At 69.5% G+C, this 12,664-nt stretch carries 13 protein-coding genes; 3 read left to right on the top strand and 10 right to left on the bottom strand.

The annotated features are described in order from the left end of the window. Window positions 1-316: 316 nt before the first annotated feature. Complete coding sequence (locus ABZ707_RS23595) at window positions 317-520, top strand: cold-shock protein (RefSeq protein ID WP_017948713.1); 204 nt, start codon at window positions 317-319, stop codon at window positions 518-520. Window positions 521-657: 137 nt separating this feature from the next. Here ABZ707_RS23595 and ABZ707_RS23590 read toward each other — a convergent pair whose 3' ends face one another. The 7 genes from ABZ707_RS23590 to ABZ707_RS23560 all read right to left on the bottom strand — a co-directional run bounded on the left by ABZ707_RS23590 (window position 658) and on the right by ABZ707_RS23560 (window position 8,201). Continuing rightward, the gene (locus tag ABZ707_RS23590; RefSeq protein ID WP_360178372.1) at window positions 658-2,610 is read right to left on the bottom strand and encodes an AMP-binding protein; all 1,953 of its coding nucleotides are present in this window, start codon (window positions 2,608-2,610) and stop codon (window positions 658-660) included. A gap of 292 nt (window positions 2,611-2,902) precedes the next feature. Next, window positions 2,903-3,568 carry a TetR/AcrR family transcriptional regulator gene (locus ABZ707_RS23585; RefSeq protein WP_360178369.1) on the bottom strand — a complete coding sequence of 222 codons (666 nt, stop codon included), beginning with the start codon at window positions 3,566-3,568 and terminating at the stop codon, window positions 2,903-2,905. Window positions 3,569-3,774: 206 nt separating this feature from the next. Further along, window positions 3,775-5,130 (bottom strand): dicarboxylate/amino acid:cation symporter, encoded by a 1,356-nt coding sequence (locus ABZ707_RS23580; protein WP_360178366.1) that lies wholly within the window; start codon window positions 5,128-5,130, stop codon window positions 3,775-3,777. Window positions 5,131-5,531: 401 nt separating this feature from the next. Beyond that, on the bottom strand, window positions 5,532-5,828 hold the full coding sequence (locus ABZ707_RS23575; protein WP_360178363.1) for a DUF4229 domain-containing protein: 297 nt from the start codon (window positions 5,826-5,828) through the stop codon (window positions 5,532-5,534). A 106-nt stretch (window positions 5,829-5,934) separates the two neighbouring features. Then, window positions 5,935-6,465 (bottom strand): GNAT family N-acetyltransferase, encoded by a 531-nt coding sequence (locus ABZ707_RS23570; RefSeq protein ID WP_360178360.1) that lies wholly within the window; start codon window positions 6,463-6,465, stop codon window positions 5,935-5,937. 12 nt (window positions 6,466-6,477) lie between these two features. Continuing rightward, complete coding sequence (gene mqnE / locus ABZ707_RS23565) at window positions 6,478-7,641, bottom strand: aminofutalosine synthase MqnE (RefSeq protein ID WP_360178357.1); 1,164 nt, start codon at window positions 7,639-7,641, stop codon at window positions 6,478-6,480. Window positions 7,642-7,748: 107 nt separating this feature from the next. Beyond that, window positions 7,749-8,201, bottom strand: a complete 453-nt coding sequence (locus tag ABZ707_RS23560; protein WP_319679941.1) for an Lrp/AsnC family transcriptional regulator — start codon at window positions 8,199-8,201, stop codon at window positions 7,749-7,751. 121 nt (window positions 8,202-8,322) lie between these two features. Here ABZ707_RS23560 and ABZ707_RS23555 point away from each other — a divergent pair, with 121 nt between their 5' ends. Then, entirely contained in the window at window positions 8,323-8,472 is a 150-nt protein-coding gene (locus tag ABZ707_RS23555; RefSeq protein ID WP_360178353.1) for a hypothetical protein, read from the top strand. 42 nt (window positions 8,473-8,514) lie between these two features. Here ABZ707_RS23555 and ABZ707_RS23550 read toward each other — a convergent pair whose 3' ends face one another. Then, complete coding sequence (locus ABZ707_RS23550; protein ID WP_360178350.1) at window positions 8,515-9,294, bottom strand: UbiX family flavin prenyltransferase; 780 nt, start codon at window positions 9,292-9,294, stop codon at window positions 8,515-8,517. Window positions 9,295-9,544: 250 nt separating this feature from the next. Here ABZ707_RS23550 and ABZ707_RS23545 point away from each other — a divergent pair, with 250 nt between their 5' ends. Beyond that, window positions 9,545-10,084, top strand: a complete 540-nt coding sequence (locus ABZ707_RS23545; RefSeq protein WP_360178707.1) for a rhomboid family intramembrane serine protease — start codon at window positions 9,545-9,547, stop codon at window positions 10,082-10,084. A gap of 25 nt (window positions 10,085-10,109) precedes the next feature. On the opposite strand, the gene mqnP is transcribed toward ABZ707_RS23545, so the two are convergent. After that, complete coding sequence (gene mqnP / locus ABZ707_RS23540) at window positions 10,110-11,039, bottom strand: menaquinone biosynthesis prenyltransferase MqnP (protein WP_360178347.1); 930 nt, start codon at window positions 11,037-11,039, stop codon at window positions 10,110-10,112. Then, window positions 11,036-12,487 carry a menaquinone biosynthesis decarboxylase gene (locus ABZ707_RS23535; RefSeq protein ID WP_360178344.1) on the bottom strand — a complete coding sequence of 484 codons (1,452 nt, stop codon included), beginning with the start codon at window positions 12,485-12,487 and terminating at the stop codon, window positions 11,036-11,038. The genes mqnP and ABZ707_RS23535 overlap by 4 nt, the downstream gene beginning before the upstream one ends. Between the last annotated feature and the right edge of the window lie 177 nt (window positions 12,488-12,664).

Genomic DNA, 12,664 nt, shown 5'->3' with positions numbered 1-12,664 from the left:
CTTCCGCCGCTGCTTCTACCGCTTCTGTCGCTGTGTTTTCCACTGGACTGTCCACATCGCGAGGCTAGACCCGCGGCGTACGCGGGGCAGCCCCGGGGGCGCGGTTCGTCAGCACGTCAAGCCCTTATCAAACGTCCGGGTGAAGTGATCTTTCCCTCTACCGCTGCGCACACGCTGCGTGCTAGGCTCGCCGCAAGTTGCAGTTTGGTTTCCCTTGCAGTACAGAGCCTGCGGAGCATGTGACCCGCAGGCTTTTGTTTTTCAGACTTGTTTGCAGGTTCTGGAGCAGGGCAACCCTTTGGCCCAAGGAGGGCTTATGGCTACCGGAACCGTCAAGTGGTTCAACGCTGAAAAGGGCTTCGGCTTCATCGCCCAGGACGGCGGCGGCCCGGATGTCTTCGTCCACTACTCCGCGATCAACGCGACCGGCTTCCGCTCCCTCGAGGAGAACCAGGTCGTGAACTTCGACGTCACCCAGGGCCCCAAGGGCCCGCAGGCGGAGAACGTCACCCCGGCCTAGTTGCCCGGTCAGGTGATCGCGAACAACGTGAGTAGCAGTACCCAAGGAGCCCTGCTCCCCCACTCGGGTGGGGAAGCAGGGCTCCTGCCCGTGGCCGGCCGCCGGACGGCCCGGCGGCGGGTCCGAGGCAGCACGCCTCACCGCTCGTAGAGCTGTTCGATCTCCGTCGCGAAGTCCTCCGCGATGGCCGATCGCCTCATCTTCAGCGAGGGCGTCAGATGGCCCGCCGCCTCGGTGAAGTCGACCGTCAGCACGCGGAAGCGGCGGATCGACTCGGCGCGGGAGACCAGCCGGTTGGCCTCGTCTATCGCCCGCTGGAGCGCCCCGCGCAGTTCGTCGTCCTCGGCCAGGGCGGCCAGTGGCACATCCTGCTTCTTCTTCATCCGCCGCCAGTGGGCCAGTCCGTCCGGCTCCAGGGTGATCAGGGCGGCGACGTACGAGCGGTTGTCGCCGACCACCATGCACTGGCTGACCAGCGGATGGGCGCGCACCCAGTCCTCCAGCGGGGTCGGCATGACGTTCTTGCCGCCCGAGGTGATGATGATGTCCTTCTTCCGGCCGGTGATCGTGAGATAGCCGTCGTCGTCCAGCGCGCCCAGATCGCCCGTCGCGAACCAGCCGTCCTGGGACTCCTGCCCCCACCCCCAGCCGGATCCCTGCTCCGGATCCGGCTCCCGTACCGCCTCGCCGCGCTCCGCGTCCCAGTAGCCGGCGAAGAGCTGCCCGCCGCGCAGCAGCACCTCTCCGTCGTCGGCTATCCGTACCGCCGTGCCGGGCAGCGGCCAGCCCACCGTGCCCAGCCGGGGCCTGAGCGGCGGGGTGACGGTCGAGGCGGCCGTGGTCTCGGTCATGCCGTATCCCTCGAAGATCTCGATGCCCGCTCCCGCGTAGAACGAGGCCAGCCTGCGCCCCAGCGGGGAGCCGCCGCAGATCGCGTACTTCACCCGGCCGCCGAGCGCGGCCCTGATACGCCGGTAGACCAGCGGGTCGTACAGCGCGCGGGCGGTCCGCAGGCCGAACGAGGGCCCGGGGCCGGTGCCGTGTTCCGCCGCCTCCACGGCCTCGCCGTACTGCCGGGCGATCCGCGCCGCGCGGTCGAAGGACGAGACCCGGCCCATCTTCTCGGCGGTGGCGCGGCCGGTGTTGTAGATCTTCTCCAGGACATACGGGATGGCCAGCAGGAAGGTCGGGCGGAAGGCGGCCAGATCCGCGAGCAGGTCCTCCGTCCTGATGGAGGGAGCGTGCCCGAGCCGCATCCGGGCGCGCAGACAGCCGATCGCGACCATCCGCCCGAGGACATGCGAGAGCGGCAGGAAGAGCAGGGTGGAGACGGGCTCGTTGGTCACCGACCTGAAGGCCGGGTGGAGCAGTTCGACGGCGTTGTCCACCTCGGCGAAGAAGTTGGCGTGCGTGATGACGCAGCCCTTGGGCCGGCCGGTGGTCCCCGAGGTGTAGATCAGGGTCGCCACGGACTCCGGGCCGAGCGCGGCGCGGCGCGCGTCCACGGCTTCGTCCGGGGTGTCCTCGCCCGCCGCGCGCAGCTCCTCGACCGCCCCCGAGTCGAACGTCCAGAGATGGGTGAGCCCGGGGAGCTGCTTGCGTTCCTGTCCGATCAGCAGTGCCTGCTGCCTGTCCTCCACCACACAGGCGACCGCGCCCGAGTCCTGGAGGATCCAGCGGGCCTGGAAGGCGGAGGAGGTCGGATAGATGGGCACCGTGACCAGCCCCGCCGCCCAGGCCGCGAAGTCGAGCAGGGTCCACTCATAGGTGGTGCGGGACATGATCACGAGCCGGTCGCCGGGCCGCAGACCCTGCGCCACCAGTCCTTTGGCCACGGCCCGCACCTCATCCGCGAAGGCGGCGGCCGAGAGGTCCCGCCAGCCGCCGTCCGGCCCCTTGCGGCTGATGACGGCCTCGGCCGGGGCCTCGCGTGCGTTGTCGAAGGGGATGTCGGCGAGTGAGCCGCGTCCGGCGGGCGGCACCAGCGGCGGTACGGACACCTCCCTGACGACCCCGTCCACCAACACCTTCTCGGGCTCGACCGGCGATACGGACGGGGACTGGGCGTCGGCGGACACGGCGAAGGACACGTGCGGCTCCTCGTCTCAGCGGCTCTGCGGAACACAGAGGGTCGTGCGGGAACAGGTCGTGCGGGAACAGGTCGTACGGACGGCTCGCGCGGTGGCCGTACGGCGGCTCGCACGGCCGCCCCCGCGAGGGCGACTCGTGAATGTATGACCGCGCGGGGAATCAGGACAATGGCCGTCCGCCATCTGCACGTCTCCGGCACAGCACCCGGCCGTTTCCTCACCGGAACCGGAACCGGAACCGGAACCGGGAGCGGGAGCGGCGCGGCCGGCCGGGCGCGGCCCACCGACCGCGTCACCGCGCCGACGGCGGCGGCCAGCGCTCCCCGTCCAGGAGGTTCCCGAGGCCCGTCCAGGCGAAGTTCATCAGCGTCGCCGCGGCCTCCTCGGGCGAGACGCCCGGTGTCTCGTTCGCCCATCCGGCGAGCGACTCGGCCGCCCCCACCAGCGCCTGCGCCAGTCCGGTCAAGTCCTGGCCGGGCAGCTCCCGGCCGGCCAGGTCCGCCGGGCCGGATCCGGCGGAGGCCGGGCAGGCGGCGCGCGCCTCGCGGGCCGCCGCGGCGATCAGTCCGGCGACCAACGCGACCAGTTCGTCCCGCAGCCCGGCGACCTCGCCCGCGAACGGCTCGCCCTGCGTACGCGCCTGCCGGTTCAGCACCACCCAGCCGTCCGGGTGCTCCGCCGTATGGCTGAAGAACGCCGTGAGCCCCGACCAGAGCTGCCGGTCGGCTGGCTGCCCCGGATCGACACCCGCCTCCACCGCCGCGAGAAGGGCCGCCGCCTCCTGCCGTACACAGGCGGTGAAGAGTTCCTCCTTCGAGTTCAGATAGAGATACACCAGCGGTTTCGAGACACCCGCCAGCTCCGCTATCTCATCCATCGAAGCGGCCCGGTACCCGCGCCGGCCGAAGGTCCGCACGGCGGCGGCCATCATCTGCCGCTCGCGTTCCGCCCGGGGCATCCGTCTCGCCCTGCGAACTCCCGTGTTCTCCACGGCACTTACCGCACCCACGTCAGGCTTCCTCCCACCCCACGACCCCCGAGCCGGACCAGCCTAAGGGCTGTCCCGTGCTCGTCGGTGCCGGTCCGGGACCGCCGGGCGGGGCACGCGGACGGGCCTCCTCCCCCGTGTCCGGAGGAGGAGGCCCGTCCCAGTGCGGCGGCCCGTCAGGCGGCGACCGGGACGTTCACCCTGGGCTCGGCCCTGTCGCTGTCGACGTCGTCCACGGGCGAGGCCGAGGCCGAGTTGTACGCGTCATGGTCGAGGATCTTCTCGCGCGCCGCGACGACGACCGGGACCAGCGCCTGGCCCGCGACATTCGTGGCCGTACGCATCATGTCCAGGATCGGGTCGATCGCCATCAGCAGGCCCACGCCCTCCAGCGGGAGGCCCAGCGTGGAGAGCGTCAGCGTCAGCATGACCGTCGCGCCGGTGAGACCGGCGGTGGCGGCCGAGCCGACGACCGAGACGAAGGCGATCAGCAGATAGTCCTGGACGCCGAGCTGCACATCGAAGATCTGCGCGATGAAGATCGCGGCGAGCGCCGGGTAGATGGCGGCGCAGCCGTCCATCTTGGTCGTCGCGCCGAACGGCACGGCGAAGGACGTGTACTCCTTCGGGACGCCCAGCCGCTCGGTGACCTTCTGGGTGACTGGCATCGTCCCGACGGAGGAACGCGAGACGAAGGCGAGCTGGATCGCGGGCCAGGCGCCCTTGTAGAACTGGAGCGGGTTGACCTTGGCGGCCGTCGCCAGCAGCAGCGGATAGACACCGAAGAGGACGATCGCGCAGCCGATGTAGACATCGGCGGTGAAGGTCGCGTACTTGCCGATGAGGTCCCAGCCGTAGTCGGCGATGGCGAAGCCGATCAGGCCGATCGTGCCGATCGGAGCGAGCCGGATGACCCACCACAGCGCCTTCTGGAGCAGTTCCAGCACGGCCTCACTCAGCGCGAGGACCGGCATGGCCCGGTCGCCGAGCTTGAGCGCGGCGATGCCCGCGACGGCGGCCATGAAGACGATCTGCAGCACGTTCAGTTCGGTGAAGGGCGTGATGACGTCGGTCGGCACGATGCCGGTCAGGAAGTCGATCCAGGAGCCGGTGTTGTGCGGCGCCTTGCCGTCCTTCGGAGTGAGGCCGGTGCCCGCCCCCGGGTTGGTGATCAGGCCGATCACCAGGCCGACGGCGACCGCGATCAGTGACGTGATCATGAACCAGAGCAAGGTGCGGGAGGCCAGCCGGGCGGCGTTGTCGACCTTGCGCAGATTGGTGATCGACACCAGGATCGCGAAGAAGACCAGCGGCGCGACGGCCAGCTTCAGAAGCTGGACGAAGATTCCGCCGACCTTGTCGAGGGTGGTGTAGAGCCAGCCGATGTCCTGGCTGCGGGCGAGCCATCCGAGCAGGACACCGAGGATCAGACCGGCGACGATCTGGGCCCAGAACGGGACCTTCGGTATGCGGGCGCCGGCACCGGAGCCGGACGGGTTCTCGGTCGTGGGGGGCGCGGAATTCGCGGACACGAACACACTCCAGACATGACGTATCGGGGAAATACGGGGACAGAGGTGCGGCGCCCGTGTGTCAGGGAAGGCGCCGCTGAATGATGCCGGGTCAGACGGAGCGGCAACAGACCGCGGACAGACAGCGGCAGAGATCGACATGCAGGCGCGCCACAAGCGGGAAACTCACGCCGTGGTGGGGGCACGCTGCTGTCTTCATGTCGACACATTAACACTTCAACTTTGAGTATCTCAAAGTATTTCTTTGGGACCGGCCCCTGCGGGAGCGGACGCGCCCGGTCCACGGGACCGGGAACGACAACACCCCGGCACCGGAGGGACGGCTCCGGGCCGGGGTGTCGCGCTGGGGTGGTATTGAGAGGGGCTGGGAGAAGGGGGTTGGGAGAAGACGTACGCGGTGCCTACTGGGCGGCGCGGTCCTCCCGGGACCGGCTGGCGTCCAGCTTGGCCTTGGCCTCGTCGACCTTGGTGACGATCTGCTCGGACATCTCGTCACGCTGCCTGCGCAGCAGGACGAAGCTGAGCGGCGCGGAGATGACGATGGCGAGCAGCAGCACCCAGACGACGTTGGAGTCGCCGAGGCCCTTGGGCAGCACCCCGAAGTGGACCAGGAGCGCGACGAAGACCAGGCAGCCCATGAAGATACCGATGCGCATCGCGGTGTAACGGATCGTGGCGCTCGGCTTCGCAGCGGTCACAGCGGGCCTTCTCTCTTCCTGGTGTTCCTGGTGTCGTACCGCACCACGCCTCGCATGGCGCTTCCCCCCGGGGCAGGGCATGCCCGAACAGTGAAGCACGCCCCGTTCAGTACCGGTTCAGGGGGAGCAGCATGGTGATGTCGTCACGGTCGTCACCTGGGGCGACGCGGATGGCGTCGGGCACCCGGCCGACCTCCTTGAAACCGCACGAGGCGTAGAACCTGTCCGCGCCCGTGCCCCCGCGGCAGGTGAGCCTGAGGGCCTCGATGCCCTCGAAGCCCCGGGCCGCGTCCGCCGCCGCGGCCATCAGCTCGCGGCCGTACCCCCTGCCCTGGTGCCTGGGGTGGACCATCACGGTGTAGACCCAGAGCCAGTGCCGCATCAGCCGGTGGGAGTTGAGCGTGAGGAACGCCGTCGCGGAGACGGCGCCCTCCTCGTCGTACCCGACCAGCAGCCGGCAACGGCCCTCGGCCATCGCGGTGAGATGCCTGACCAGCTCGGGCCGTATGTCGTCGGCCGTCACCGGCGGTACGAATCCGACGGCGCCGCCGGCGTTGGAGACATCCGTCCAGAGCTCGACGAGACCGTCGGTCAGGGCGCGGTCCACCCGCGGATCCAGCTCGAATATGAGTGCCACTGCCCCGGCTCCTCAGACGCGCATCGGCTGCGGGGACTCGCGGCGGTCCGCGTCGGGCCCCGGGTACTCGCGGATGATCTCGTAACGGGTGTTGCGCTCGACCGGACGGAAGCCCGCGTCCCGGATGAGGTCGAGCAGGTCCTCCCGGCCGAGCTTGTTGGGCGTGCCGTAGTTGTCCGCGTCGTGCGTGATCTTGTACTCCACGACCGAGCCGTCCATGTCGTCCGCGCCGTGCTGGAGGGCGAGTTGCGCGGTCTGGACGCCGTGCATCACCCAGAACACCTTCACATGCGGGACGTTGTCGAAGAGCAGCCGGGAGACCGCGAAGGTCTTCAGCGCCTCCGCGCCCGTGGCCATCGTCGTCCGGGCCTGGAGCCGGTTGCGGATCTTGCCGTCCTTCATGTCCACGAAGTCGTGCTGGTAGCGCAGCGGGATGAAGACCTGGAAACCGCCGGTCTCGTCCTGGAGTTCACGCAGCCGCAGCACATGGTCGACGCGGTGGCGCGGCTCCTCGATGTGCCCGTACAGCATCGTCGACGGGGTCTTGAGCCCCTTCGAGTGCGCGAGCCGGTGAATGCGCGACCAGTCTTCCCAGTGGGTGTTGTGGTCGACGATGTGCTGGCGGATCTCCCAGTCGAAGATCTCGGCGCCGCCGCCGGTCAGCGACTCCAGCCCGGCGTCGATCAGTTCGTCGAGGATGTCGGAGGCCGACAGCCCCGAGATCGTCTCGAAGTGGTGGATCTCGGTGGCGGTGAACGCCTTCAGGGAGACCTGCGGGAGGGCCTCCTTGAGCGCGCTGAGCGAGCGCGGGTAGTAACGCCAGGGCAGCGTCGGGTGGAGGCCGTTGACGATGTGCAGCTCGGTGAGGTTCTCACCCTCCATCGCCTTGGCGAGCCGGACGGCCTCCTCGATGCGCATCGTGTACGCGTCCTTCTCGCCCGGCTTGCGCTGGAACGAGCAGTACGCACAGGACGCGGTGCACACATTGGTCATATTGAGGTGACGGTTGACGTTGAAGTGGACCACGTCGCCGTTCTTGCGCGTCCGCACCTCGTGGGCGAGACCGCCGAGCCAGGCCAGGTCGTCCGACGCGTACAGCGCGATACCGTCCTCGCGGCTCAGCCGTTCACCGGCCCGGACCTTCTCCTCCAGCTCGCGCTTGAGCCCCGCGTCCATACCGGCCGCCTCCCATACGTCTACCAATCGGGCCTGTCGAGCCTACGCTCCCCCGCGCGCCGGAACGGACACGGCCCTCCGCCTCCGCCCCCGGCCCGCCGCCGGGCTCATTCCTCGGGCAGTTCGCCGACCCTGTTCTCCCACTTGGTGGAGAGCACGATGGTGGTGCGCGTCCGGGAGACGCCCTTCGTACCGCTCAGCCGGCCGATCGTCTTCTCCAGGCCGTCCACGTCGCTCGCCCGCACCTTGAGCATGTACGAGTCGTCGCCCGCGATGAACCAGCAGTCCTCGATCTCTCCGAGGTCACGCATCCGGCGGGCCACGTCCTCGTGGTCGGCCGCGTCGGACAGCGAGATACCGATCAGCGCGGTGACACCGAGGCCGAGCGAGGCCGAGTCGACCGTCGCGCGGTAGCCCGTGATGACGCCCGCCGCTTCGAGGCGGTTGATGCGATCGGTGACGCTGGGCCCGGAGAGCCCGACGAGCCGGCCGAGTTCGGCGTACGAGGCCCTGCCGTTCTCTCTGAGGGCCTGGATGAGCTGCCTATCCACGGCGTCCATATGCCTGAAGCCTTCCATTGTTCAGCGATCTCGCAAGATTAGGTGTAGAATCTAAGGCATGCAAGGCTGAAGCCCTGCGAATCTTTCGAACGATCAACGATAATTCTTCACACTGTCAGGAGTGAGTCGTACCGTGTACACGATCGAGATGGCCTACGCCCATATGCGTGCGCTCCAGGAGCTGGCCAACCGCTCGCGTGCCCACCAGCCGGCCGCCGCGCAGCGCGTCGACAAGGCCAACCGCTCCCCCCGCCGCGCCAGGAAGCACTGACCGGCGGGCCGGCGGGCCCCGGCCCGGCCGCCCTTCACCCCGTCACCTCGCGGGCCCGCGAACGGCACCGGGCCCGTCCGCGTCACCGCGGGAGCCACCGAGCTCCCCCTCCCAGCGGCGGTACAGCCGGTGCGGCACTCCCGCCGCGTCGAGCACCCGCCCGGCGACGAAGTCCACCAGGTCCTGGATGTGCGTCGCCCCCGCGTAGAACGCCGGAGAGGCGGGCAGCACCACGGCGCCCGCCTCGTCCAGCGTCACCAGGTGCTTCAGCGTCTGCCCGTTCAGCGGGGTCTCCCGCACCGCGACCACGAGCTTCCGCCGCTCCTTGAGCGTCACGCTCGCGGCCCGCTGGAGCAGATCCTTCGACAGACCGAGCGCCACCCCGGCCACACAGGCGGTGGACGCCGGCACGATCAGCATCCCCTTGACCGGGTACGACCCCGAGGACGGTCCCGCGGCCAGATCCCCGGCGCTCCAGTGCCGTACGTCCGGCGCGCCGCCCGGCAGGCTCCCCGGCGCCTCCGGCGCGGACTCCGGCGGCAGGTTGGGGACGAAGGCGTCCGGCTTGCCGTCCGCGCCGCGCGCCAGCCAGCTCCGCAGATCGTCCCGCCAGTACGCGTCCCGGAAGGCGATCCCCGTCTCGTCCAGCAGGGTCAGCCGCGACGCCCTGCTCACCACGAGATCGACGCTCTCCCCCGCGTCCAGCAGCCCGCGCAGCACGGCAGCGGCGTACGGCGTGCCGGACGCTCCGGAGACCCCGACGACCCAGGGCCTCCTCGGCTGTCGCGGGCCCTGCTGGTCTGTGTACTGTCCGGGCTTCACGGATCCGAGCCTATCCGGCGGCCCCCGGCCGGAACCGAGTACCGTGCCCGGGACGTTCCCCGAGGGGCGGGCGCGAACGACCGCGACCGCCGGGGTCGCGCGTCCCCGTCCGCTCGCACCGCCAGCCATGTCCGCACACCGCGCGTCCCGTTCCGGACGCCGTGGGCCTCAGGGGGCCGCCATGCCGCATCCGACCACCGACAAGACCGCGGGGAGCCGGGCCGGCCGGGTGAAGGCGGCCGCGGCCGTGATGGCCGGCTGGGTCGCGCTGCTCTGGGTGCTGGAGGCGGTGGACGCCGCGACCGGGGCGCTGGACACCTACGGTCTCAGCCCGCGCCGGTTCGGCGAGCTGCGCGATGTGATCCCGATGGCCTTCCTGCACCACGGCTTCGGGCATCTCGCCTCCAACACCGTGCCGCTGCTCGTCCTCGGATTCCTCGCCGCGCTGAGCGGTCTCCGCCGCTTCGCGGCCGTGGTCCTCACGATCATGGTGCTCGGGGGACTCGGCGTCTGGCTGACCGCCGCCGACAACTCGACCACGGCGGGCGCCTCGGGGGTGGTCTTCGGCCTGCTGGGCTATCTGCTGGTCCGCGGCTTCGTCGACCGGAGCGCGAGGGACATCGTGGTCGGCCTGGTCGTTCTCGCGGTGTACGGCTCCGCGCTGTGGGGCGTGCTGCCGACCAATCCGGCCATTAGCTGGCAGGGCCATCTGTTCGGACTGATCGGCGGAATACTGGCCGCGTTCCTGTTCCGCAGGAGGCGGCTGCCCGCCACCGCGCCGGGGCGCTGACCGCCGGGCCGGGGAGAGCGTCCGGTCAGACCGTCAGACCGCGCGCCAGCAGATCCAGCAGCGCGCAGACGAACAGCGCGATCCCGATGAAGCCGTTGACGCTGAAGAACGCCCTGTTCAGCCGCGACAGATCGTGGGGTTTCACGATGGTGTGCTCATAGAGGAAGGCCGCCACGACGATCACCAGACCGGCCCAGAAGGCCACTCCGGCGTCGGTGGCCAGCGCGTACCAGACCAGCAGCAGCGTGGTCACGGCGTGGGCCGCGCGCGCCCCGTACAGCGCGGCCGGGATACCGAAGCGGGCCGGTACGGACAGCACGCCGTGCGCGCGGTCCGCCTGGACGTCCTGGCAGGCGAAGATCAGATCGAAGCCGCCGATCCAGATCCCGACGGCGAAGCCCAGGATCACCGCGTCCCAGGACCACGCCCCGGTGATCGCGATCCAGGCTCCGACCGGGCCTATGGCCTGGGCGAGGCCCAGAATCACATGCGGGAAGTTCGTGAACCTCTTCCCGTACGGATAGACGACCATCGGGATGACCGCGATGGGCGCGAGGGCGAGGCAGAGCGGGTTCAGCGCGGCGGCAGCACCGAGGAAGACCACGACGGCGACCAGCGCACCGGTCCACGCGGACCGCACCGACACCGCGCCCGTCACCAGCTCGCGGCCCGCGGTCCGCGGGTTGCGGGCGTCGATCTCGCGGTCGATGATCCGGTTGCAGGCCATCGCGAAGGTACGCAGCCCGATCATGGCGAGCGTGACCAGCAGCAGCCGGCCCCAGTGGATGTTCCCGTCGAGCTGGAACATCGCGGTCAGCGCGGCGATGTACGCGAACGGCAGCGCGAAGACCGAGTGCTCGATCATCACCAGCCGCAGAAACGCCGGTACACCTCCGCCATGGCGCGGAGCGGGCACCTTCGCGCTGCCCTCGCCCAGAATGGCCTCGCCGGTCACAGCCCGTACTCCTTCCAACGCTTTGTCACCCGGTCGGCGATCTCCGGGTCGGACTCGACCATCTCCGGCCAGCCGCCGTCCCGGGTGTATCCCTCCTCGGGCAGCTTTCTCGTCGCGTCGATCCCCGCCTTGCCGCCCCAGAACTGCTGATAGGACGCGTGGTCGAGATGGTCGACCGGCCCTTCGACGACGGTGAGATCGCGCGCGTAGTCCGTGTTGCCCAACGCCCGCCAGGACACCTCGTGCAGATCGTGCACATCGCAGTCCGCGTCGACGACCACGATCAGTTTGGTCAGCGACATCATGTGCGCGCCCCAGATGGCGTGCATCACCTTCTGGGCGTGCTTCGGGTACTTCTTGTCGATCGAGACGATCGCACAGTTGTGGAAGCCGCCCGACTCCGGCAGGTGATAGTCGACGATGTCCGGCACGATGATCTTCAGCAGCGGCAGGAAGAACCGTTCCGTCGCCCGTCCCAGCGGGCCGTCCTCCGTGGGCGGCCTGCCCACCACGATCGACTGGAGCAACGGCCGCTTCCGCATCGTCACACAGTCGATGGTGAGCGCCGGGAACGGCTCCTGCGGCGTGTAGAAACCGGTGTGGTCACCGAACGGGCCCTCCGGCAGCGTCTTGCCGGGCTCCAGCCAGCCCTCGATGACGACCTCGGCGTTGGCCGGGACCTGGAGCGGCACGGTCTTGCAGTCGACCATCTCGATCCGCCGGCCCTGCACGAAACCCGCGAAGAGGTACTCGTCGATGTCGCCGGGCAGCGGCGCCGTGGAGGCATAGGTCACGGCCGGCGGGCAGCCGAACGCGATCGCCACGGGCAGCCGTTCGCCGCGCTTCGCGGCCACCTGGTAGTGATTGCGGCTGTCCTTGTGGATCTGCCAGTGCATTCCGATGGTGCGCCGGTCATGGCGCTGGAGCCGGTAGAGCCCGAGATTGCGGACGCCGGTCTCCGGGTGCCTGGTGTGCGTCAGACCGAGGTTGAAGAAGGAGCCGCCGTCCTGCGGCCAGGTGAACAGCGCGGGGAGCTGGTCCAGATCCACGTCGTCACCGGTGAGGACGACTTCCTGGACCGGCGCGTCCTTGACCTTCTTCGGCGGTACGTGCGTCATCGCGCCGAGCTTTCCGAATGCCTCGCGCACTCCGATGAAGCCCTGCGGCAGTTCCGGCTTGAGCAGGCCGCCGATCTTCTCGCTGATGTCGGCGTACGACCTGAGGCCGAGCGCCTTGAGCAGCCGCCGGTCGGTGCCGTACACATTCATGGCCAGGGGCATCGAGGAACCCCGGACGTTCTCGAAAAGCAGCGCGGGCCCGCCGGCCTTGTTCACCCGGTCGACGATCTCTCCGACTTCCAGATACGGGTCGACTTCGGCCTTGATGCGCTTGAGGTCACCCTCGCGCTCCAGTGCCCGGAGCAGCGAGCGGAGATCGTCGTAAGCCATGCGGTCCAGTGTGACATCCTCCCCGGCGCGGTCTCCCTGGGCTTCCCTGATCAGCCCGCCGATCCGGTACGGATGACGGGGCACCCCTTACTCGCCGTGGACGGCGGCTGGTTGACTTCGGACACGTCCGAGCGGCCACTCGCTACTCTGGGACTGTCCGGGGACCGCCGATCCGGT

The sequence above is a fragment of the Streptomyces sp. NPDC006923 genome (assembly GCF_040635655.1).
GTDB lineage: Bacteria > Actinomycetota > Actinomycetes > Streptomycetales > Streptomycetaceae > Streptomyces.
This window is presented reverse-complemented; position numbering and strand designations above follow the sequence as displayed.